Annotated in this window: 28 protein-coding genes and 1 tRNA gene; 15 read left to right on the top strand and 14 right to left on the bottom strand. The window is 43.6% G+C overall.

The genetic code is table 11. From position 1 onward, the window contains the following. Positions 1–101 precede the first annotated feature (101 nt). The 3 genes from FGU46_RS10385 to FGU46_RS10375 all read left to right on the top strand — a co-directional run bounded on the left by FGU46_RS10385 (position 102) and on the right by FGU46_RS10375 (position 1,570). Complete coding sequence (locus FGU46_RS10385; RefSeq protein ID WP_286474943.1) at positions 102–449, top strand: Rieske (2Fe-2S) protein; 348 nt, start codon at positions 102–104, stop codon at positions 447–449. Between the two features lie 138 nt (positions 450–587). After that, complete coding sequence (locus FGU46_RS10380; RefSeq protein ID WP_286474940.1) at positions 588–1,070, top strand: hypothetical protein; 483 nt, start codon at positions 588–590, stop codon at positions 1,068–1,070. Positions 1,071–1,255: 185 nt separating this feature from the next. Continuing rightward, positions 1,256–1,570 carry a DUF2769 domain-containing protein gene (locus FGU46_RS10375; protein WP_286474938.1) on the top strand — a complete coding sequence of 105 codons (315 nt, stop codon included), beginning with the start codon at positions 1,256–1,258 and terminating at the stop codon, positions 1,568–1,570. Positions 1,571–1,744: 174 nt separating this feature from the next. On the opposite strand, the gene FGU46_RS10370 is transcribed toward FGU46_RS10375, so the two are convergent. Continuing rightward, the gene (locus FGU46_RS10370) at positions 1,745–2,221 is read right to left on the bottom strand and encodes a TspO/MBR family protein (RefSeq protein ID WP_286474935.1); all 477 of its coding nucleotides are present in this window, start codon (positions 2,219–2,221) and stop codon (positions 1,745–1,747) included. Between the two features lie 150 nt (positions 2,222–2,371). On the opposite strand from FGU46_RS10370, the gene FGU46_RS10365 reads away from it, so the two are divergent. The 4 genes from FGU46_RS10365 (at position 2,372) to FGU46_RS10350 (ending at position 4,319) form a co-directional block, all read left to right on the top strand. Beyond that, positions 2,372–2,737 (top strand): hypothetical protein, encoded by a 366-nt coding sequence (locus FGU46_RS10365; protein ID WP_286474932.1) that lies wholly within the window; start codon positions 2,372–2,374, stop codon positions 2,735–2,737. 91 nt (positions 2,738–2,828) lie between these two features. After that, on the top strand, positions 2,829–3,425 hold the full coding sequence (locus tag FGU46_RS10360) for a PsbP-related protein (RefSeq protein WP_286474930.1): 597 nt from the start codon (positions 2,829–2,831) through the stop codon (positions 3,423–3,425). Positions 3,426–3,460: 35 nt separating this feature from the next. Further along, positions 3,461–4,009, top strand: coding sequence for a hypothetical protein (locus FGU46_RS10355; RefSeq protein ID WP_286474926.1), 549 nt, complete (start codon positions 3,461–3,463; stop codon positions 4,007–4,009). 25 nt (positions 4,010–4,034) lie between these two features. After that, the gene (locus tag FGU46_RS10350; protein WP_286474924.1) at positions 4,035–4,319 is read left to right on the top strand and encodes a hypothetical protein; all 285 of its coding nucleotides are present in this window, start codon (positions 4,035–4,037) and stop codon (positions 4,317–4,319) included. A 130-nt stretch (positions 4,320–4,449) separates the two neighbouring features. On the opposite strand, the gene FGU46_RS10345 is transcribed toward FGU46_RS10350, so the two are convergent. The 5 genes from FGU46_RS10345 to FGU46_RS10325 all read right to left on the bottom strand — a co-directional run bounded on the left by FGU46_RS10345 (position 4,450) and on the right by FGU46_RS10325 (position 7,059). Continuing rightward, a complete protein-coding gene (locus FGU46_RS10345; RefSeq protein ID WP_286474922.1) occupies positions 4,450–4,845 on the bottom strand; it encodes a DUF5518 domain-containing protein in 396 nt (131 codons plus the stop codon). Positions 4,846–5,026: 181 nt separating this feature from the next. After that, the gene (locus FGU46_RS10340; RefSeq protein ID WP_286474920.1) at positions 5,027–5,452 is read right to left on the bottom strand and encodes a DUF3795 domain-containing protein; all 426 of its coding nucleotides are present in this window, start codon (positions 5,450–5,452) and stop codon (positions 5,027–5,029) included. A 44-nt stretch (positions 5,453–5,496) separates the two neighbouring features. Beyond that, positions 5,497–5,982, bottom strand: coding sequence for a DUF308 domain-containing protein (locus tag FGU46_RS10335; RefSeq protein ID WP_286474917.1), 486 nt, complete (start codon positions 5,980–5,982; stop codon positions 5,497–5,499). Positions 5,983–6,085: 103 nt separating this feature from the next. Then, entirely contained in the window at positions 6,086–6,496 is a 411-nt protein-coding gene (locus FGU46_RS10330; protein ID WP_286474916.1) for a ferritin-like domain-containing protein, read from the bottom strand. Between the two features lie 65 nt (positions 6,497–6,561). Continuing rightward, positions 6,562–7,059 carry a GNAT family N-acetyltransferase gene (locus FGU46_RS10325; RefSeq protein ID WP_286474913.1) on the bottom strand — a complete coding sequence of 166 codons (498 nt, stop codon included), beginning with the start codon at positions 7,057–7,059 and terminating at the stop codon, positions 6,562–6,564. Positions 7,060–7,155: 96 nt separating this feature from the next. Here FGU46_RS10325 and FGU46_RS10320 point away from each other — a divergent pair, with 96 nt between their 5' ends. Then, positions 7,156–7,455, top strand: a complete 300-nt coding sequence (locus tag FGU46_RS10320; RefSeq protein ID WP_286474910.1) for a hypothetical protein — start codon at positions 7,156–7,158, stop codon at positions 7,453–7,455. Between the two features lies 1 nt (position 7,456). Then, positions 7,457–7,539, top strand: a tRNA-Leu gene (locus FGU46_RS10315). Between the two features lie 136 nt (positions 7,540–7,675). Here the strand turns inward: FGU46_RS10315 and FGU46_RS10310 are convergent. From FGU46_RS10310 to FGU46_RS10285, 6 genes are all read right to left on the bottom strand, one after another. Continuing rightward, positions 7,676–8,140 carry a putative immunity protein gene (locus FGU46_RS10310; RefSeq protein WP_286474908.1) on the bottom strand — a complete coding sequence of 155 codons (465 nt, stop codon included), beginning with the start codon at positions 8,138–8,140 and terminating at the stop codon, positions 7,676–7,678. Between the two features lie 21 nt (positions 8,141–8,161). After that, positions 8,162–9,046 carry a prenyltransferase gene (locus FGU46_RS10305; RefSeq protein ID WP_286474906.1) on the bottom strand — a complete coding sequence of 295 codons (885 nt, stop codon included), beginning with the start codon at positions 9,044–9,046 and terminating at the stop codon, positions 8,162–8,164. Between the two features lie 167 nt (positions 9,047–9,213). Next, complete coding sequence (locus FGU46_RS10300; RefSeq protein ID WP_286474903.1) at positions 9,214–9,885, bottom strand: hemerythrin domain-containing protein; 672 nt, start codon at positions 9,883–9,885, stop codon at positions 9,214–9,216. 53 nt (positions 9,886–9,938) lie between these two features. Next, a complete protein-coding gene (locus tag FGU46_RS10295) occupies positions 9,939–10,520 on the bottom strand; it encodes an Hsp20/alpha crystallin family protein (protein ID WP_286474901.1) in 582 nt (193 codons plus the stop codon). Between the two features lie 290 nt (positions 10,521–10,810). Next, entirely contained in the window at positions 10,811–10,999 is a 189-nt protein-coding gene (locus FGU46_RS10290; protein WP_286474899.1) for a hypothetical protein, read from the bottom strand. Positions 11,000–11,092: 93 nt separating this feature from the next. Continuing rightward, complete coding sequence (locus FGU46_RS10285; RefSeq protein WP_286474897.1) at positions 11,093–11,941, bottom strand: bile acid:sodium symporter family protein; 849 nt, start codon at positions 11,939–11,941, stop codon at positions 11,093–11,095. A gap of 142 nt (positions 11,942–12,083) precedes the next feature. Here FGU46_RS10285 and FGU46_RS10280 point away from each other — a divergent pair, with 142 nt between their 5' ends. After that, positions 12,084–12,746 carry an MBL fold metallo-hydrolase gene (locus tag FGU46_RS10280; protein ID WP_286474894.1) on the top strand — a complete coding sequence of 221 codons (663 nt, stop codon included), beginning with the start codon at positions 12,084–12,086 and terminating at the stop codon, positions 12,744–12,746. A gap of 160 nt (positions 12,747–12,906) precedes the next feature. Here the strand turns inward: FGU46_RS10280 and FGU46_RS10275 are convergent, their stop codons facing one another. Next, positions 12,907–13,128 (bottom strand): TRAM domain-containing protein, encoded by a 222-nt coding sequence (locus FGU46_RS10275; RefSeq protein ID WP_286474892.1) that lies wholly within the window; start codon positions 13,126–13,128, stop codon positions 12,907–12,909. Between the two features lie 835 nt (positions 13,129–13,963). On the opposite strand from FGU46_RS10275, the gene FGU46_RS10270 reads away from it, so the two are divergent. The 5 genes from FGU46_RS10270 to FGU46_RS10250 all read left to right on the top strand — a co-directional run bounded on the left by FGU46_RS10270 (position 13,964) and on the right by FGU46_RS10250 (position 20,205). Then, a complete protein-coding gene (locus tag FGU46_RS10270) occupies positions 13,964–14,488 on the top strand; it encodes a hypothetical protein (RefSeq protein WP_286474887.1) in 525 nt (174 codons plus the stop codon). Positions 14,489–14,585: 97 nt separating this feature from the next. Then, positions 14,586–15,092 carry a type 1 glutamine amidotransferase domain-containing protein gene (locus FGU46_RS10265; RefSeq protein ID WP_286474885.1) on the top strand — a complete coding sequence of 169 codons (507 nt, stop codon included), beginning with the start codon at positions 14,586–14,588 and terminating at the stop codon, positions 15,090–15,092. 743 nt (positions 15,093–15,835) lie between these two features. After that, entirely contained in the window at positions 15,836–19,027 is a 3,192-nt protein-coding gene (locus tag FGU46_RS10260) for an Ig-like domain-containing protein (RefSeq protein ID WP_286474883.1), read from the top strand. A gap of 168 nt (positions 19,028–19,195) precedes the next feature. Continuing rightward, a complete protein-coding gene (locus FGU46_RS10255; protein ID WP_286474881.1) occupies positions 19,196–19,516 on the top strand; it encodes a hypothetical protein in 321 nt (106 codons plus the stop codon). An 83-nt stretch (positions 19,517–19,599) separates the two neighbouring features. After that, positions 19,600–20,205, top strand: coding sequence for a DUF998 domain-containing protein (locus FGU46_RS10250; RefSeq protein WP_286474879.1), 606 nt, complete (start codon positions 19,600–19,602; stop codon positions 20,203–20,205). Positions 20,206–20,310: 105 nt separating this feature from the next. Here FGU46_RS10250 and FGU46_RS10245 read toward each other — a convergent pair whose 3' ends face one another. Further along, positions 20,311–20,550 carry a hypothetical protein gene (locus tag FGU46_RS10245; RefSeq protein WP_286474875.1) on the bottom strand — a complete coding sequence of 80 codons (240 nt, stop codon included), beginning with the start codon at positions 20,548–20,550 and terminating at the stop codon, positions 20,311–20,313. Positions 20,551–20,607: the final 57 nt, after the last annotated feature.

The raw sequence follows: 20,607 nt of genomic DNA, 5'->3' as shown, positions 1-20,607 counted from the left end.
CCTGTGATGAATTAACTGGATAATGAGGTTTGTTTTTTATTCGAAAAAAAATTCTGATATAAAATCCATAATAAATACACCAGTTAGAGGATGGGAAAAAAATGAGTTTTGTAGAAGTAGCCACAACTGAGGAGTTAAGAGACGGTACTATGAAAATGGCCAGGGTGAATGGGCATGAAATCCTTTTAGCCAGAAGCGGTGATAATTATTACAGTGCAGATAACCGCTGCCCCCATATGGGTGGTAATTTATCCCAGGGCACCCTGGATGGAACGGTAGTGACCTGTCCCCGACATCATAGCCAGTTTGATCTTGCTGATGGCCATGTGATTCGCTGGACAGATTTCACTGGAATAAAGAAGTCCCTTGGTAAATTATTTAAATCTCCCCGGCCATTGAAGACCCATCCCGTTAAGGTTGAAGGTGAAAAAGTTTTAGTGGACCTATAATTATACCCTTGGGGACCTAACCCTCCCGGGACAGACTCCTGTGCCTCCGCAGGAATTCAGACCCTAAAATTATGGGTAAAGTTAAGGAGTTCACATCGGATGGTGTCCATAGACCCTTAGGTTCAAGTTCCGGTGAAGATGATGGATAAAAAGATAATTTTAGTTCTGATTATGCCCTTAATTTTGATTACTGTATTTTTACCGCCTATTTTTTTTACTTATATTTTCACGCCCTCGGATATAGCTGTGGAGCAGGCTCTAGCCACCGAAATAGTTTTAAATGGAGAAACAGAATTACCTGAAGAAGCTTTATTTATTGATAATTATCTGCTTCAACAAACCCCCGGGATTAGGACATTGTCCCTGGAAAGAAGCTTTGATGCAGTTCTTATCACCGTGGAAGGGGATGTATTCCTGTATTATACCAACACCACCACACCGGAAGATGTGAGCATCTACCAGGGCATAATCAAGTATAAAGTAGGCAGTGGCCAATGGACAGTAACCGCCACCAGAAATAACAACTACCTGGAGTTTTTCCCCTACTTCTGGAGTGTAATATTGGTAGGGGGAGACTGGGATCAACTCTGGAACTTCGTATCCGTGAAAAAAATTGAATAAATACTATTTAAGCCATACCTCTACATTCATAATTAAACACTCCCTTAAAGGATAAATAGTTACAAATTATGGTGTAAATTCTCAGGCAAAGATATTTCTCCCAATAAATACAACTATATTATGAAGAGATCAGTTTTTTTATGCTCATTATTTTATGAAAAGATGATGAGTAGGGGGAGTTATTTATGGGAAAAATAGAGTTTAATGCCGAGAATGTGGCAAAATGTCTGTGCACCACTTGTCCCGTGCAGGGCACCAGTGACTGTGTGAAGGGAAAAATGAAAAAGATCCAGGAGATGATGGCGGAAGATGTGGATATCGCCACCATAATTGGACCCGATGATGTGCCCGGAGTCTACTGCGCAACTGGAAAAGCAACCTGCACCGATCTGTACTTCCATGAAGAATGCCAGTGCGCAGAATGCCCAATTTTCAAGGAAAACGATTTAGTGAAGGGTGAACCAGTGGGATACTACTGCCGAGATGGGGCTGCTAAATAAAACCATCCACTCATTCTTTTTTTTTAATTAATTATTTTTTTTAAATTGTACACTCTTACCATGGCTTAATTGTAAAAAAATAAGTCGAAATCATTTTTAGTTAAAAGCTGCAATCAGGGATGCTACTTAAGGGCCTAAATTCATTTATCCCTCCCTGAACCACAGTAACCACTTTCAGTTCAGCAGGTAAATGGAGTAGTTCAGATAACTGGCTATACTCACCCACACCAGGTAGGGTAGAAGGATCAAACCCGCCCACCTGGAAATACGGTAGAATACTATGATGTTTGCTAATATGGCCATCCACAGCATTAGTATAATTACCAGGCCACCGACTATCGAATGAAGGCCGAAAAATACCAGGGACCACAACAGGTTCAAACCCAGTTGCACTGCGAAGACCACCAGGGCCTGTTTACTTTCGAGGCTTTTCCTCCACACCAGAAACAGGGATATGCCTATCAGGATATACAGGATAGTCCATACCACTGGGAAAAGCCAGTTTGGTGGTGCCCAGGCGGGTCGGGCCAGGGTAGCGTACCAGACTGGTATTTGGGGGGAGGTGGCCACACTACCGATGGCGACTACTATGAAAACAATGATTAGGGATACCATCAGTTTCGGGATTTCATTAACTTTAAAACCTTCCATTTCATTACCTCCTTCCTAATTTGATTTGTACTTCAGGGGTTAGGTAATTATTTTTTATCCAGGGACCCCAACTTTTGATGGTGAGAAGCATAATATATTATCATTACCTTTTAAAAAAAAATCATAGCAAAAAATGGAGAGAATGAAATCATGGCCAAGAACAATGAAGCAGAAACAAAATTACCAGCCGGGGAACTGGATGTATGGGTGATGAAACCTGAAGATGAGAACGACCCCTGGTCAGTGGTAACCATCCAAATAGAATTAGAAAGCCCTTTAACCCCGGAATCGATTCTTAAATATCTGGGGACCTTTTTAGAAGTGGATGGCATGGAATTTGAAGTGATGAAATCCCCCAATGAACACCTGGTTATAGCCCCGGAAAAGGCTCTCAAGGAACTTCAGAAAAGCTGTTTTAAGCTTAACCTGAAATTAGATGAATATAATGTGCTCCTCATGCCCCTAGAAAAGTTTAAAGACACAATTGAAGATTATAAGGATATCAAGGGTGTTTAATTTTAATATGGAACCCGATTGTCCCCACTCCCTCCTTTAGGAAAATTTTTTATTCCAGCACCACCTAAATATTACTGGGGGAGTGGCTTTAATGCAGAAAATTGGGTTAATTTTGATTGCTATTTTATTTGTTTCCATATCTGGCTGTGTAAATCCATTAAATAGTCAAACCAATGCCAGCCAAGTAGTGGAGCAGGCTATTCCTGCCGGTTCTCCGGCCAACACCACGCCCACCACCAACCTACCCCGGCAGACCTACAATAACAATGAGATCAGTTTCAACTATCCCACCTCCTGGGAGATGGTTCCCGCGGAGAATATCGAGACCATTCATGATGATCCTGATTTCTATCGACTAGTGGCGGTCAGTCCCCAGGGAGCAGATCCCACCCTGGTCAGTATCCAACGCACCTCTTCCAACGCCCAACTGGATAATAAGGTTAGTGCTAAAAAGCAGAGAATTCAGAATAATAATGGCCAGGTCTTATCCGAAAGAACCTTCACCCTGGATGGTGTTCCTGCGGTGGCCTTAACCTACGAATATTCTGATCACCAGTACCGGTTCCTGGCCGTTTATCTAGAAAAAAATGGCATAGTTTATGCCCTTGTTCTCGGCGCTAAAAAAGGCGAGTTCGGAAATCAGGCCGGAAACTTTGAGATGATCTTAAACAGTTTCCATGTGAAATAGGGGTGAATCAAAAAAAATAGTGGAGTGGTACATATTTGAAATCCAGACCGCCGATTATAGCAATGGGAATACTGGTTTTGGTAGTTTTCCTATCAGGATGCACCAGCACCACCCCCTCTAATTACACCACTCCAGTGGTACAGACCTTCTCGGATGGTGTTATTAGCTTCAATTATCCCACTGGATTTGAAGTCCGGACGCAACGGGCCAATATAACCAGTGAAGGAGTGGGCTGGCAGGATCTCTCCTATCTGGCCAGTAAGGAGGGAGTGGGCATTGATGTGAGGAAGAATCCCACGGCAAGTTCAGCGGTTATTGTAAGAGAAGGCACCGAACAAGGGGTGTTGGAGGCATCCGGTGTGATATTATCCACCAGTAGTGAAATTAATCCCACCGGGGTGGTGGTGGAAAAAAGCAGCAGCCAACAAACCGACCCTTACACCAATCTGGTGATGAGATATTACGACCTGTTCTTCTCGGTTAATGGTGTGGTGTACCATATATCCGTCTACGGGGAGGTGGCCCTTGATCAGCAAATCCAGAATACGGCGGATATGATTTTCAACAGCTTAACACTAAGCTAAAATCTCAATTAAAAAATAGGGGGTTGTGAAAGTGGTTCACGTGCTGGGACAACTGAAAGTCAGAAGTTATGAGGAATGGAAACCTGATTTTGATAAAAGATCAACTATAAGGGAAAAAAACGGGTCTAAAGGAGCTTGTCTTTTCCGTGACATCCATGACCATAACCAAGTCGTGATTTTATTTGAATGGGACAGTCTGGAAAATGCCCATAACTATTTTGAATCAGAGTCTCTCCAAAAAAGTCTAGAAGAGGAGGGTCACCAGATAATTAACATCATCTATCTCGATGATATAGAAAAAACAATTTAAGATGGGGCCAGGAGAGGATCAAAAACATTATAATTCCTGTTCCAATAGAATAAAGGGGACTATCTATTCTGATAATAGTTGCTAATCTCCTAGAAGAGTTTTATTCCCTATCTATCTCTCTTTTTCAGGTCTAGATTCTATCTTTAACCATTACTCCAATGACTCCTCCTACTAATCCTAAAATGAAGCTAATAATTAACGTCAGCTGAAATATGAGGTACACCGTTAAAACCACACCATCCCCCATTTGGTTGGATACTGATCCCGCCATGTTACTTATGGCTCCGAAGCCCAGAATAGATGCTAAAGCTATTATTATACCACCAATTATTCCTGAAAATGAGCCCATCACTGCTCCGTCTTTTTTATCGATTTTAACATATTCTTCATATCCCGTGCTCAGGTAGGATGCCAGGAATCCACCAAATAGTGGGCCTAAAACTAGTAGGGGGAATGCGATTAAGGATAAGGGGATAGTTAACGCAGCATTCACCAGACCAGTTATACCGATTATTTTCCAGTTCATTTTTAAATCAACCACTAATCTTTCTTTGAATAATAAGTGGTAACTATATCGTATAACGCGATCCCCACTACGGTAATAAGAACTGACACCAGGAGGGTGGTGATGTTATCCATTCTTCTGACCTATTTAATCTTTCATTAGTTATCAGGTTAAGTGGAACTCTACCATGTAGAGATATATTTTACCAGTGCCTTTTTCCCTCCAGAAAACCTTCTAATCCCTCTTTTTTTATTTTCTTAAGGTTTTTCAGGTTAGCATCCCGGTGCACAGGCTTTAAAAAGTCAAACTCAGGGCAGGTTTCAAATTCGTCGCACTCCCAGCATCCTTGGAATTCCTTCTTCTGGGTGCATTGGGCAATGTTACAATACTTTGATCGTTCACCTTCCTGGCAACCCTCACACCTCAAATGCTCCATGGCCCCTAAACATTCATAGCATTCCGGGTAGTTCTTAAATTCTTTGAAAGGAATTACCTTTGCTACTTCGTCGAAATTATACTTCTTTAATTCTTTTCGAAGATCACTGGCTAAATCTGCTATGGAGCCCTTATATCCATGGCAGTCCCCGCAGTAAAGCCCACAATAACTAACTAAACTTTTATCAGTCATTTTATTTCCCCCTCAGTATAAAGGATTTTTTATGGGAATAAATATCATTCTTTTTTAGTAAGCATCCTTATCCCGGTGGTTAATAACCATAAGCCCACTAATACTCCTAAAAGCCAGGTGTAGGATGCCAAGAATAATCCCACCAACAGGATCAGGATACCTATGATTATGTCTTTAACTCCGCAGGCATTCACACCGGTCCTGGAAAGTATTCTGGCCACTCCTTCCAGTATTAGGAACAGGCCAATTATCCAGACTATTAATCCCACTATCCAAGTGAATAGGGCCGGGCTCCATATGAATCCCATTCCCAGAATAAGGGCCATAAATCCCAGAAAAAGTAAAGGAACCCCTAAACTTGCACCTTCATCCGGGCCCATCTCAGCTATCCCAGCCACTACCAGGCCCACACCTAACATCAGTACCAGAAATCCCGCTAGAATAGCAACCGGCACTAGTCCCAGGGCTGGAAAGGTAAATACAATGAGGCCCAGGAAAATTAAAAAAAAGGCCATACCTCGTTTTTGCATATCCGTACTCCCCTCTTTATTTAAGCAAAAAACACTCTTTATTTAAGCAATCGGATATTGATCATTTTTATTTCTGGGTTTGAATTTTTCATGAGCCAGAATCTTATCTCACATATTTTTCCAGCCGCTCTCTGAATTCCTTCCGGTGGCGTTTCTCCTCATCCAGTATATGTTTTAAAACACCCACCACTTCCTCGTCTGGTATCTCTCTGATCTGCCGGGTGTAGGTTTCGATGCCCTCACTTTCCAGTTCTATCTGGCGCTTCAGCATCCCCTCCAGGTCATCGCCACCGAAGTCCAGTTCCTGGTGTTCCATGGTGGGTTTTCCTCCCCTTTTGGTGATGAGATCGGCCAGCCACCACATGTGCCTCATCTCATCCACGGAGATGGCCTCGGTTACCCGGCTGGCATCACATTCTTCCATTATAAAGGAATTCCTACTGTAGATCATGGTGGCCTCTAATTCCCGGACAAGATTATCATTTAAGACTTTGATTATTTCTTTCTGGTCCAATTAACCCACACTCCCCTTTTTTAGACTATCCTGAACTAGATTATCTTTTTGTAACTATCTTTTAATTAATTTTCTGGATTTTGTGCCGGTTTATCTCTTGGCTGGTCACATCCCAACTGGAAGGTGAAGTGGATTACATTCTCGGGGACTCCCCCGATTTTCTTATAGAAATCTATAGCATAGGCATCATCGATATCAGCCTGGAGGAATATCTCTTTATCCCCCTGCTGGCAGGATATCCTTTTTAATTCCTCCAGTAGTCGGGTTCCGATCCCCCTCCGCTGATGGTCGGGGTGCACGGCCAGGTCATACACGTACACCTCATGGGCTTCGAAGTAGGTGGATGGTAATTGATGGGCAGTTAACCCGGCGATGATATCCTCTTGGTAGCTGGCCACCAGGAAAATGGTGTTCTTATTTTCCAGTAACCTTTCCAGGTAGCTGCGGCTGGGATACTGGAAGGGTTCCATTTCAAAGACGGTTTCGTAGAGCTTAATTAACTCCAAGAGTCCTTCTGTATCACCAATCCCCAACCTCGTATATTTCAGCTGATCATTTACCATTACTATCTCTCCCTAACCTTGGACTGCCCCTATTTATTTAAGACTAAACAATTCTTTATAGGATTTAAGACTAAACAATTCTTTATAGGTGATTAGATGTTTGGTAGGGGTAATAATGAAGTGCTTAAAATAAAAACCGGAAACTTAAATGCGTTTTACATTGATCAGATCTCCCAGAACCGGTTAAAAACTAACAAGACCAACTCCAGTGCTGATGTTATCATCGCCTTACTCTCCGATGCCAGTGAAACCGAATTTCAGGATTTATTTGAGGAGTTCATGGCAATAAATGACGAGTTTGATCGGTTCAAATTCCAGCAACACCTCAGCCACAACGGTTTTTACAGTTTCACCTTCAACCAGTGGCAGCATATGGTTCCTGGTCAGGAATGGTAATGCAGGGGTACCCGAGTGGACAAAGGGGGTGGGCTCAAGATCCACTGGCGCAGGCCTTCAAGGGTTCGAATCCCTTCCCCTGCACATTTTTAATTATTTCATAATCTATGTAGAATAACCATAATTTTATGATGATATTTGCTATGATAAAAGGGATGTTGATGTCCTCAGCTTCTTATTAGATTATCAGGTCAGTGAATTTTCCTTGTTCAGATTTGTTTTATATCCGTTGAAATCTCTTCGCATCCCGGGCGGTAAGGACCAGCTCCCTGACCTCCAGTGGTAACTGTTCATCCTGCCATTTCCTCTCTTTATCCACTGATTTACCCGCACTTTTGGTGGCCTTCAGGGCATACCAGGCCGCCCCCAGGGAATGGTCCGCCATATGGGCCGTGGCCACGGCGTGTCCCACCGAACGGGCCACATATATTGCAGTCTTATTTGATGCTTCCCGGGCTACTTGATGGGCTTCTACTGCCGCTTTCCGGGCCTCAGCCACCGAGGCCTCCCCCTGCCTCCACATTACAGCCACTTCCAATGCCCTGGTCAGCCGTTCATCGATCCTCTCACCAGAAAGGGGTAACACGTGCTGGGCACACTGGGTGGCCCATTCCATCAACTGGTGGTGTTGCTCTTTTTCCAGGGATCCGCCTCGATGTTCTCTTACAAAACATTTATCCCTCATTTTTATTTCTCCATCATCTATTTAGGCTATTATCCATCCCACTCCGGCAAAGATCATCACCGCACTCATCAGAATGGAACTGTACTGCGGGCTCTGTTTAAAACGTAAGTTGGCCCACACTGCCAGGGGTATGGTCAGCAGAATGGCCACTATCACCTGCCAGGGAATCAACGTCCAGAAGGATAGGGTTACCAGATACATCAACACCGTGAGTAGCAGGTGGATCAGGGGGACTCTCCCTGCCAGTCTTACCACCAGGGTGTTCTTACCCACCTGGCCGTCGGCTTCCCGGTCCAGCCAGTGCACTCCTAGGAGATTTACCAGCACCGCCAAAAAGATGGGGGTTAAAATCAGGAACATTTCCGGCTCAGCCACTCCCACCTGGGGGATGTAGGCTATAAGGGGCATCAGGTACCCGCCTAGGAGTGCATTGTCCAGCTCCCCCCACATGGTCCTTTCTAATTGCAGGGGTGGCATGGAATAGAACCATCCCCCCCACATGCCCACCAGGACTATCACTACCACCTGACTGGATATTAAACCCCATAAAAAGGATGAGAAGGTGAATATGAGGGTCATGATAGCCAGGATCACCGCCGACCAAAAAGCCCAACTGGGCGGAATTATCCCTGAGGGTAACACCCCACTCCCCCCTGAATAACGGGTGCGGCGGGTGATGGTATCGGTGTCCACATCCGCATACTCGTTGGCATAATGGGCCATCAGGGTGGCCAATACTAAAATTAGAAGCCCCACCAGAGCTGGAACTATATGGATGGTGCCCTGATCATGGTAAGCGATGGATAAACCCAGAAAGTAAGCGATAAGGCCTGCCACCAGGACGAATGGTCGGCCCATTTTAACCAGGGCCCGGAATTGATTCCAGCCCAATATTTTACTGAACATATGGTTATTTAACCAAGTATACATCCATTAATCCCGAAAAGGACTAGGGATTCTGAATACTGCTTCTTTTAATGGTAGCATAAAACCCATTTTCTATCAGGTAAATCCTGAAATCACCACTGAAATTATCCGAAGGATTACGGATGGCAGTGCTCAAGTAGTTTGGATCATCTAAGTAGGAAGGGCTGCATGGATATCCACTTATCTTTCCAGTCCCCTGGTACCAGTTGTTTTGTTACCATCTCTGGAAATCCGGCTGCCAGTAGGGCACGGTCCTCTGGGGATAAGTTGTACAATGCAAAAGGCACCACCAAATATGCAGGGCCAGTATGTTCTTGAAAAAAATCGGAAAACTTTTTTTGGATACTAGTCATTTCATCCATATTTATATTCAAGCTTCCAACTTTTTGAAATAATTGCGTCTCTTCAATCTGTATATGGGGATGCCATATATGATCTATCTTAACAAAACTGGATTTAAGCTGTTTTAATGAACTTATTTCATCTTTTTTTGACCTTAAACTGTTAAGTCCACTGTTTATTTCCTGTAGTAAACTTTCAACCTCTTTGTGTTCGGTCATCAATTGTACATAGGGTACCTCAGGTAGGAGGGGCTTAAAGTAGGGAAATACCAGCTGATTTTCGACCTTATGATGTCCATCTAAAAATGATGAAAAACTCTCCACATAGTTAAGGAAGCCTTCACGCTTGGATTTATCCACACCTCCTCCCTTTAAAAACTCGTTAATATTTCCAAGACCCACTTCCAGACTACGAGTAACGATCCTGTGAAAACGGATGAAGTCCTCCCCTATATTGGGCTTTTTTTCATTAGACATTCGAATACGTCCTTTAATCCACTTGGTTCATTTAATTTTATGACCAAGGCCTTTTAGCTTATTTCTACTTTAAATTTTGATTTCTCCTGTTTGGGGAGGTTGATGGTTAGAATGGAGTCCTCCAGTTTAGCGGTGGCTTCTTTAACCTTCACCTTGCCGGGTAGTTTGATGAATCTCTTGGTTTCACCGTAGCTCCTTTCTCTCAGGACGTAGTCCACTTCCTCCTCACTGTATTCTTCCTTAAACTGGGCCGTGATTTCCACACTGTCTTCAGTGATGGTCACATCCACGTCACCCTTCTTTATACCGGGGAGGTCAGTTTTCACGATTATATCCCCCTCAGTTTCAATAACATCGGCCAGGGGTTTATCTATGGTGATATAATCCGCCCAGGCCTTGCTGAAATCTTCCTGCCGGCTGCGAAGACTGCTTAAAAAATCATTTATCACCTTTTCCGCCTGCCTTCCCCTTTTCCTGGCAGCCTCTTCTGCTTCCTCTTCGGTCTGGGCTGCTGCTTCTTTAAGTTCCGCTGCTTTTTCCGTGGCCATCTCTTTCTTTTCCAGGGTGGCCTTTTTAATCTCCACTGCCTTTTCCTCTGCTTCTTCTTTCTTTTCTTTAAGCTCTTTTTCCACCATCTCTATCACCTACTAATATATTCGGTTTGAAAACGCTTATTTTTTTCTTAAAATATTCTCCACCAAGGGTTGGTATGATCTTTCAATCCAAAAAAGACTGGTTTCTAACCCTGACTCCGAATGTTTACTTGGACAACAACTAATACCCCCAGTAAATGATAAGCTGCAGGGCAGAGTAAGGAAATATTAGATTTAAACACCTGAAATAGATATTAATAACCTTAATTCTATTCTCTAAAAAGAAGGAAAATGGGTAGTTGGTACCTGCTAAGGATACTCCATATGAGGACTCAGGGGAGCGCCTTTAAATGCATGACCATAAAATCCATTTTCGCCAGGTACCTCATGAACAGTCCCCCATTGAATTCATCATTTTCTGAGAGGTACTGGTTTAGAAGATCCTGGAACTCGGAAAAGGAAGCATTGGTCAGATATGCACTCGCTATAGGAGCTTCTATGCCCTTTATATTTACCATCACGTCTATGTAGAACGTGTTTAATTCGCCACCTCTATTATTTCGCCCATATTATTCACCTATTGTTTCATTTCTAAATTCAGTGCATTGCAGGTGTTAATTTTTAGTTATCATTTTCCCCCTCACCAGGGAGACCAGGATCATCAGGATAAAACTCAACAGGTAGACCACCACGATCATGGCTATGACGTTGTATTGGGCGCTGAAGTTGGCCACCGCCACCACCAGCGCCGCGGAACCATTCCGGATAGCGGTGCCCAGGCCCAGTACCATTTTAGTCCCGGGGGAGGGACCCCCCAGGAGGTATCCCAGTGAAAAGGCAACTAAAATGAATGTCACAGCAGCTATCAGGGCTCCGGTTCCAAACACGGCCAGGAAGTCCTGGTAGTTCAAAAAGAGGTAAATGACCACCACCACGATGATGAAGAGGTTGGAGATCCAGGTGAAGATGGGTTTGAGAGTTTCGGCCAGGCTACGGTAGCGGGCTTTCAGAACCGTACCAGCCAGCAGGGGCAATACAATCAACACTAAAAGGGAGGTGGCAATGGACAGGTGGTTGATGTAAACTCCGGGGAGGAGGAGGGATAACATCACTGGCAGGTATATCAGAGTCACCAGGGACAGAATCAGCATCAAACCCACTGCGAAGACCATATCCGCCCGGGTAACCTGGACCAGTTTCAGCATGAAGGGCGAACCCGCCCCGGCGGCCATTAACACCAGCCCAATGGCCAGGCCCTGCTCCAGGGGGATTACCTGGAGGATTATATAGGTCAGTAGCGGAACCAGTAGGAAGTTAGCAGCCAGGGACTTTAAAACCAGGCTCTTATCCTTAAGGGGTTCCACAAACTGTTTAGGCAGAAAGCTAAGCCCCATGGATATCATGGTGGTTAAGATGTAGACTATAACGCTTAAATTGGCGATCTGCTGCAACAGGACGTCCATACAAAAATCCTCCCAACCATTACTTAAACTAGAGTAGTTTAAGAGAATTAAAACCTTTCCCCCTTACAGGGCTTCTGATCACATCCGTCCGGTCGGTGGTAAAATTAATCATTAGGCCCGGACAAAGGTTATACCGATGATTATGTCCCTGGAGATAACCACCATCAAGTTGAAGATCATGGGTGGTGTGGCCACCGTCAACTGTTACCTCCTAAAAAGTGGGGAGAATTTCCTGCTCATTGACACTGGACATGCCAGCAAAAAGAGGGCAGTGGATGAAACACTACGGCAAGCTGGCTGCCAGCCCGGAGATCTGAAACTGATACTCCTAACCCATGGTGATTCGGATCATGCTGGTAACGCTAAATTTTTAAGGGATAAATACGATGCTCCCCTAGTGATGCACCAGACTGATTCAGGTATGGTCACCGAGGGGAACATGTTATACAACCGCAGGGCAAACCTTCTCTCCCGTATCATAAGCCCCTTCATGGGTCTGGGTCGGAAGTACCGATTCACCCCCGACTTTTACGTGGAGGATGGGTATCATCTTTTACCCTACGGGATGGAGGCCCGGGTGGTGCATATCCCTGGCCACTCCGCCGGGTCCATTGGAGTCCTGACCAGTACGGGGGATCTATTCTGTGGAGATCTTTTCACCAACACCAAAAAACCGGCCCGGGGTGGTATCATCGATGATGAAGCTGCGGCCCAGGCCAGTGTGGAGAAATTGAAGAAAATGGAGATAAAGCAGGTCTATCCCGGTCATGGGGATCCCTTCCCCTGGAAATTATTACTAGATTAAGGGTAGTTTTAAAAAAAATACTTTAAATAATTCTTTAAAATCAAATTAAAAAAAGAAATTTGTTATTTCCTGTGAAATAGTCAAGATTAACTTAAATTTTATAAAAAGAATGAAAATAAACCCTAATGGGTTATAATCCTTCTAATTAAAAAAATATTGGTTATTCTACTACTTCTGCAAAGGCAAAGTTCCTTCGGGTAGAATTAACTCTAATTTTAACTTCATCGCCCACTTTGGCGCCTGAAACAAAAACCACGAAACCTTCGATACGGGCAATTCCGTCTCCGTCTCTGCCGGTATCTTCAATCTTAACATCGTATTCATGCCCTTCCTTAATAGGGGCAGAACTATCTCTATCATTACTGTAGCTATCTCTAAACAAACTTTCACTTCCAATTTTTGCCTAATAGGCAAATTACTATTGATTTTTTTAGCATATAAAGTATTGTAAAAGCGAGTTTATTTTCAGGGATCATAACCGAAATTTTTTTTGGAGAATAAATAAAAATTGGACTTAAAATGCCATTAAAATTTTATTCTTGAAACCAAACCTTATGTCGTAGGGGTTAGCAGTGCCGTGACGGATCGATAATGAATTGAAACTTATCACATGAGAATTAAAGTACTCAGCCAGCCCTGGACCAGTATCAATAGCCTTTTAGAACTATGCTTTTATGATGGTAAACACATTGCCAGTAATTCTCTTCGGTCAACACGTTTTCATACACCATTCCAAAAACATACTTCCCACATTCGGGGCAATATAACAGTTTTTTACCTAATTCTTTAATTTTTGTAGCCAAAATGCACATCTCCATCCATAAAACAGGGATCAATTTTCCTAGGAGGATATCCGTCTTTAAGAGAATCTAAATCATTTTTTAAATGGATCTAAAAATTGGGAAAATTAACTATTCTATGATTTGTGTCAGGATGTTAATTAAGGTATGTTCTAAAAAAAATTTGACAACCCCATATTTCCTATCAATTATTTTTAAAGAATCAATTTTTTAGGCATATAGGTAGCTTTAAAGGCACCAAAAATCAATACATACCTAAGGTGAAATTACAGTGAAAATTTTTTAGTTTTTTACCACGATGGAAATACTATTTTTTATGTCACTAAAATTTCGTTTTGAAACATATATTTAGGAGCTGATTTTACGTTAAATATTGCAGGATATACTCCCATCATAGCCACCATTTTAGGGGTGGTTATGGGACTAGGATCCAGTGAAATAAGTAACTGGCGCAGAGATAGAAGAACTAAAAAGAGGAAAATTAATTCAACCAGAACCTTAATCTTTCTTGAAAATGAAAGGAATCTGGAATTACTTAAGGATTTCTGGTATAAATTGAATAAAGACGAAGAATATGAAATCGAAGAAGATGAACTTAAAATAAACATGGCCCATAGATTGATAAAAACACCCATGCCTTCCTGGAACGAAATAATGTGGAGAAATCAGGCATCACTCCTGGCCATTACCTTTAAGGATACAGAAATAATCGCGATTTCATCTTTCAATAACTGTTTAGAAGTACTCCGATCCATCTATACCAAGTTAATAGATTTAGACACCAAAGACCGTGAATATAACAGTACCTATGGTTCCAGTGGAGTGGAGTTAGCTTCTCTACCAAAATCAACCCGTTTCCATGAGGAAGCCCCTGGTCTGTGGGATGAATTCGAAAAGATAACCATTAAATTAATTGAAAACGGCAACCCCCTCAATAAGTAAAACTGTAGAATTAACTTCCCTTGGAAGGTCTTTCATCAAGGATCAGTCAAGGAAATAATTAATTCGGTTTACCATAAATATTATATGAGGTGATTTGATGGCTACCGTGGCAGTTATAATGGATGACTGGTTTGAGGATGTGGAATATACTCAACCGGCTGCTGCCTTTGAAAAGGCAGGACATGAACTAGTTATCATCGGGTTAGAAAAGGGGAAAGTAGTGACGGGAAAACGTCAGAAGGTCCAAGCCACCATCCAGAGGTCCCTGGGGGATGTGTCGGTGGATGAATTCGATGCATTACTGATCCCGGGTGGTTACTCTCCGGACCGGTTACGGGCCCATGAGATGGCGGTTCAGTTTGTTAAAGACTTCACAAAAAGTGGTAAACCCGTTTTCTCCATATGCCATGCCCCCCAGATATTAATTACAGCCGATGTATTAAAGAATCGTCGGATTACTGGATATAAATCTATAATTCAGGATATAAAAAATGCTGGTGCTGAATTTATAGATAAAGAAGTGGTGGTGGATGGTAACCTGGTTTCCAGCCGTGACCCCGGAGATATCCCGGCATTTATCCGAGAATCCCTCCAAAAATTATGATATCCCCACTTATCATGATGATCTTATAAAAAAATTCAACCCCAATTCAGAGGGCCACTCCTGAAGATTTTAAAGAGAAAATCTTAGCCCTTATCCCGAACCTACCCCCCAGACAATAAATCCATTTTTAATACTTAAAAAAGGCCAGATATAGTAAAAACTGACTTAAAAAATCCGAAGACGTCTAATAATCTTGCCTGCGACTTTTTAAATTTATTTTTATCTTAAAAAATATATTTAACTATTGAAACCTGGCTGAAAAGTTCGTTCATATGAATATGGATGGGGATGGCTTTATAAGTAGCACATACTGGATTAGATTGTTTTTGGAACCGAATTAATTCCCTATATATGTAGGGGAGCACGCAGCACCATCCCCATCATCCCCTTTAGGTGCACTATCCAACATTAAAGGCCTAATAGTTTCTTAAACCATTATTAATGCTATTAGAGTTTAGTATACTAAAATTAAAGAATTGAAGAGAACTAACTTGAAAAGAATAGTTATCAATCTATTAGCAAAAGCCTCTTTTGCTAAAAAGAGTTCTTAAACTGTTTATTTCACAGTAAATTATCATAAATTTTATATGTAATGGTCTAAAAAGGCAAATTACCCAGAAATATTGGGAATATGACAAATTTCATGTTCCACTAAAAATTAGATTAACAAGATATATTCTGGGTACGGAGGCGGTATAATTAATGAAAAAAAATTAGTTACACTGCTGGTTCTATGCGGAGCATTGCTCCTCTTAAATAGTGGCGTGTGTTTTGCCAGTGCAAACCTAGACAACACTACCACAGCCATTAATAGCAGCGATTACATCAACGATACCAGTAACTCTACTGAATACACCAACAGCTACTTAAATAACATGGAAGATGCGGATAACTTAACAGCCCCTGAAGAAGTGGAAAACATTTCCGAAGGTGCTGCTGGTTCCCTTTCCGAACAGTACATCAACGCCAATGGTATCTGGATCCGAAGTGATGATATTTCCCTGATTAATGGCACGGCCCTTAAGAATGCCGGAATAACTGACGTATTCGTTAAGGTCAGCCGTGTGGTAGCCTACCAGACCACCCTGAACCAGCTCACTCAAGTTAAACAACTCCTTTTAGGTACCGGTATCCGGGTCCATGCCTGGGTAACCTGTTTCCTGGATGCCAATGGTAACTGGGTGGATCCCCAGAACACCACTGTTCAGGATGAAGTGTTGGACTTTACTTCTAAATTGGCCAGTAGTAACCTGGTAGATGGTGTACACCTGGATTATGTACGATACCCGGGAACAGCCTACCTTCACAGCGGTGGAACCGAAGCCATAACCCAATTCGTGGCAAGAGTAAACACTGCAGTTAAGACAGCCAATTCACTGGTAGCACTCTCTGCCGCCTTAATGCCGGAGGGTTCAGTTAACGCCTATTACTATGGACAGGATTACAGTCAGCTCGCTAGTTATCTGGACTTTTTAGTGCCCATGATCTACAAGGGTAACTATGGGGAGGATACCGACTGGATTGGTGATATGACGTCTTACATTGTAAGCCAGACCAATGGAACACCTGTACTGGTCGGATTGCAGACCTACATCTCAGACAGTAATCTGAGCACCCTGTCTGCAGCAGAACTGGGATGGGATATCAATGAAGCAGCAGGAAATGGTGCTTCGGGATACGTGTTATTCCGCTACGGCCTTATTGATTCTTCTTACCTGGCTGGTGGCGATTTCGACGCAGCCCCGGATAGTACCGCGCCCATTGTTTCCACAGTTGATCCCGTTAACAACGCGGTTAACGTGGCCATCGACAAAGTTATCACCGTAACTTACAACGAAGCTATCAAAACCGGCACCATGTGGATCGAACTATTAACCAGTTCAGGAGCCAGTGTGCCAGTGACCTGCGCCGTCAGTGGTAACATACTGACCATCACTCCCAAGACTAGCTTAACCTCAGGCATCAAGTACACCCTGGCCATCCACACCGGAGCAGTCAAAGACCTCACCGGAAACCAGGCCGCAGCCAAAGTAACCACCTTCACCACCGCCCAAGACAAAACAGCACCAGTTGTTAAGACAGTAGACCCCGCCAACAACGCCGTTAACGTAGCCGTTAACAAAGCCATCACCATAACCTATTCTGAGACTATTAAAGCCGGCACCATGTGGATCGAACTATTAACCAGCACCGGAACAAACGTACCAGTAACCATCGCCATAAGCGGTAACAAACTGACCATCACTCCCACCAGTAACCTCGATAATGGCATCAAGTACACCCTGGCCATCCACACCGGAGCAGTCAAAGACCTCACCGGAAACCAGGCCGCAGCCAAAGTCAGCACCTTCACTACCTTGACCGATACCACTGCACCTACCATCATCACCATCGACCCCACCAACAACGCCGTTAACGTAGCCAACGACAAAAAAATCATCGTCACCTTTAATGAACCCATTAAAGAAGGCACCATGTGGATCGAACTATTAACCAGCACCGGAACAAACGTACCAGTGACCTGCGCCGTCAGTGGAACCACCTTAACCATCACACCCACCAATAACCTAAACCAAGGCACCAAACACACCCTGGCCATCCACACCGGAGCCATAACCGACCTAACCGGAAACCTCGTCAAACTATGCGGCAGCACCTTCACCACCATCACCACCGACAACACCCCACCCACCATCACCACCATCGACCCCACCAACAACGCCGTTAACATTGTCAGTGACCAAGTAATCACCGTAACCTACAACGAAGCCATCAAAACAGGCACCATGTGGATCGAACTATTAACCAGCACCGGAGCAAACGTACCAGTGACCTGCGCCGTCAGTGGAACCACCTTAACCATCACTCCTAACAGTAACCTCGACAATGGCACCAAACACACCCTGGCCATCCACACCGGAGCAGTCACCGATCTAAACGGAAACCAGGCCGCAGCCAAAGTAACCACCTTCACCACCGAGGGTGCTTCTGGTTCGCCGACCACAACTTTTGCCTTTAATGATGTAATTGATGCTGCAGGACGGGTTAAGGACTTTATTGCAGTAAACCACAGAATGCCTACCTACGTGGAGATATCATCGGTTCAGGTTAGCATGCCCCAGTTACTGTATCTATTCACTACGGCGACTGTGCAGGCTAACAGCAAAGATACATCACCCATAACCCTCTTAACTGTCTCAGACTCCACCAATCCAACGGAATCTACTACCATCGGCACCATTTACCAGGCTGAGATCCTGGATATTGCCAACCGGGTGAAATCTTACATTGGAAGCAACTATCGGCTGCCTAACTACACCACTACTAGCCGTGGCCAGGCCGGTAGTGAATCACTGATCGACCTTTACTCCCGGGTTTTGGTCTTCTACGACAGCAACCAGCGATTACCTACCTACGCGACCATTACTCCCTGGCTCATTGAGGACTACAACAGTCCAGCATCTAACCTCGCCTACTCCGCTGATTTACAGCAGTATCTACCGGCCACGACCAACTGCCAGTCCAACGATTCCCGGATCATAGCCCTGGCCCAGAGCATCACTGCCGACTGCACCACGACCTACGAGATGGGGCTGGCCATTTATAACTGGGTTCGTGACTACATGGACTACTCCTTTTACTATAACAGCCAGAAGGGTGCGGTTGATTCCATGTTAAACGGCTCTGCCAACTGTTGTGACTTGTCCCACTTGATTGTGGCCCTTAGTCGGGCGGTGAATCTTCCAGCTAGATATAAACATGGTACTTGTACCTTCTCTAGTGGAACCTATGGACACGTCTGGGCCGAGATATACGTGAATGGTAAGTGGGTTACTGCAGATGCAAGTAGCAATGCCAACAGCTTTGGAACTATAACCAACTGGAATACCAGTACTTATATCCTGAAAGGCACCTACTCTACATTGCCTTTTTAAAAAAAACCCCCTTTTTTTCTTTTTTTAATAAAAAAAAATGCCTTAATACTTTTATTCTTAAAGATCTTTTTAATCATCCTCCCGCCTTGTTTTTGAAAAAAATTTATTTATCATGCTGCTGATAATTATTATAAGCTTAAATTAGGAAGATTGGTCAGGGGGAATTGAATGCTGGATTATAGTCGGAAAAATATTTTAGAAAATAGTGAGGTGGAACTTTTGGAGGGGGAGATCACTCACCAGTTATCCTTTAAACTATCACCGGATGTGGTGGAGGTGGTGGACCACATTGGACTATCAGCCCTCAACCAGCGTCTAATGGAAAGACGCCCCGACTGCCGGCTGGAAAAGGTGAACAGTGACCTGTACCTGGTGACCTTATTCATAGCCCAGGAGGGTGTCTTTAACGACAACATCAAGTACGATCTGATGCAGAGTGCCCTGAAGGATTTGAAAAAGCTACTATCAGAAGAGCTGGAGAATGTATGAACCAGGGGGTGTAAGGGTATGCAATTAAAATACCCCCTCAGGATCCTGAAGGGAACGTATTCATGTGAGGGAGCCTGCGAATAATGAATAAGCAACGTTTCTACGCTTACTGTGGCATCATGGCTCCCCTACTATTCACAGTACTGGTTGTAGTGGCCAGTCTGCTGCGACCGGGTTACAGTCAAAGCTACAACTTCATCAGTGATCTGGGGGTGGGGCCCTACGCCTTTATACAGAACCTGAACTTCATAATCTTCGGTTTCTTATCTCTCTGCCTGGGCCTGGGTCTCCGGGAGGGCCTGCCCAAAACCCCGGGTAAATCCATCCGGACCGGTAGTAATCTGGTGATACTCTTCGGTCTCCTGGTGATGCTGGCCGGGGTGTTCCCCGAGGATTATCTCTCCCAGTTACCCCATAACCTGGTGAGTGCCTCTGCCTTCCTGGTTATAATCGCGGCTCAGCTTTTGGTAGGGAAGGGATTGAAAAATGCAGATTCTTCTGTATGGGGCAGATACCGGACCTATTGCCTGGTAAGTGGATTGTTGTCCCTGGTCCTGCTTTTAGTTTTAAGAGTGGCCGTCTCCACTGACAGCGACTACCAGGGAGCTGTTCAGAGGATATTTCTGGCGGTGCCCTGGATCTGGATCGGGGGGAGTGGAGTGAAACTCTATACAACATCCGTTCGGTAGAGGTTTAAAAATTTAAATAAATAGTTTACCCTATGGTTAAAAGATAAGAGATAGTCTCAGGTAGATATTCAAGTGAAAAAAAAAGTAATTGTTACTTACAGTCAGTTAACCTTCGATACGATCCACTTCGAGAAACCCGTAGCTATCCACCAGATCCTTAAACTCATCAGTTTTTGAGACATTCTCCAAGGCATCTTCTATGTCTTTAAGGATGTTTGAAGTTCTAAGTTTAAATTCAACATCAGAATAATCTTTTTTAAGGACAATGGTAACCTGAATATTATCATCTTCAAATTTACAAATCTTTTGGCCATTTTTATCAGAAAGTTCTACTTTGCCATCCATGGGTCACACCACTTTATAGATCACTATGATAGTTCATAAAAACATTTCTAGGATGAT

The organism is Methanobacterium sp. CWC-01 (assembly GCF_030323845.1).
GTDB lineage: Archaea > Methanobacteriota > Methanobacteria > Methanobacteriales > Methanobacteriaceae > Methanobacterium > Methanobacterium aridiramus.
This window is presented reverse-complemented; position numbering and strand designations above follow the sequence as displayed.

Bases quoted from the DNA above. Each gene is read 5' to 3' on its own strand.
- FGU46_RS10385 (WP_286474943.1), top strand. From the start codon at position 102: ATGAGTTTTGTAGAAGTAGCCACAACTGAGGAGTTAAGAGACGGTACT.
- FGU46_RS10380 (WP_286474940.1), top strand. From the start codon at position 588: ATGATGGATAAAAAGATAATTTTAGTTCTGATTATGCCCTTAATTTTG.
- FGU46_RS10375 (WP_286474938.1), top strand. From the start codon at position 1,256: ATGGGAAAAATAGAGTTTAATGCCGAGAATGTGGCAAAATGTCTGTGC.
- FGU46_RS10370 (WP_286474935.1), bottom strand. From the start codon at position 2,221: ATGGAAGGTTTTAAAGTTAATGAAATCCCGAAACTGATGGTATCCCTA.
- FGU46_RS10365 (WP_286474932.1), top strand. From the start codon at position 2,372: ATGGCCAAGAACAATGAAGCAGAAACAAAATTACCAGCCGGGGAACTG.
- FGU46_RS10360 (WP_286474930.1), top strand. From the start codon at position 2,829: ATGCAGAAAATTGGGTTAATTTTGATTGCTATTTTATTTGTTTCCATA.
- FGU46_RS10345 (WP_286474922.1), bottom strand. From the start codon at position 4,845: ATGAACTGGAAAATAATCGGTATAACTGGTCTGGTGAATGCTGCGTTA.
- FGU46_RS10340 (WP_286474920.1), bottom strand. From the start codon at position 5,452: ATGACTGATAAAAGTTTAGTTAGTTATTGTGGGCTTTACTGCGGGGAC.
- FGU46_RS10335 (WP_286474917.1), bottom strand. From the start codon at position 5,982: ATGCAAAAACGAGGTATGGCCTTTTTTTTAATTTTCCTGGGCCTCATT.
- FGU46_RS10325 (WP_286474913.1), bottom strand. From the start codon at position 7,059: ATGGTAAATGATCAGCTGAAATATACGAGGTTGGGGATTGGTGATACA.
- FGU46_RS10320 (WP_286474910.1), top strand. From the start codon at position 7,156: ATGTTTGGTAGGGGTAATAATGAAGTGCTTAAAATAAAAACCGGAAAC.
- FGU46_RS10310 (WP_286474908.1), bottom strand. From the start codon at position 8,140: ATGAGGGATAAATGTTTTGTAAGAGAACATCGAGGCGGATCCCTGGAA.
- FGU46_RS10305 (WP_286474906.1), bottom strand. From the start codon at position 9,046: ATGTTCAGTAAAATATTGGGCTGGAATCAATTCCGGGCCCTGGTTAAA.
- FGU46_RS10300 (WP_286474903.1), bottom strand. From the start codon at position 9,885: ATGTCTAATGAAAAAAAGCCCAATATAGGGGAGGACTTCATCCGTTTT.
- FGU46_RS10295 (WP_286474901.1), bottom strand. From the start codon at position 10,520: ATGGTGGAAAAAGAGCTTAAAGAAAAGAAAGAAGAAGCAGAGGAAAAG.
- FGU46_RS10285 (WP_286474897.1), bottom strand. From the start codon at position 11,941: ATGGACGTCCTGTTGCAGCAGATCGCCAATTTAAGCGTTATAGTCTAC.
- FGU46_RS10280 (WP_286474894.1), top strand. From the start codon at position 12,084: ATGTCCCTGGAGATAACCACCATCAAGTTGAAGATCATGGGTGGTGTG.
- FGU46_RS10270 (WP_286474887.1), top strand. From the start codon at position 13,964: ATGGGACTAGGATCCAGTGAAATAAGTAACTGGCGCAGAGATAGAAGA.
- FGU46_RS10265 (WP_286474885.1), top strand. From the start codon at position 14,586: ATGGCTACCGTGGCAGTTATAATGGATGACTGGTTTGAGGATGTGGAA.
- FGU46_RS10255 (WP_286474881.1), top strand. From the start codon at position 19,196: ATGCTGGATTATAGTCGGAAAAATATTTTAGAAAATAGTGAGGTGGAA.
- FGU46_RS10250 (WP_286474879.1), top strand. From the start codon at position 19,600: ATGAATAAGCAACGTTTCTACGCTTACTGTGGCATCATGGCTCCCCTA.
- FGU46_RS10245 (WP_286474875.1), bottom strand. From the start codon at position 20,550: ATGGATGGCAAAGTAGAACTTTCTGATAAAAATGGCCAAAAGATTTGT.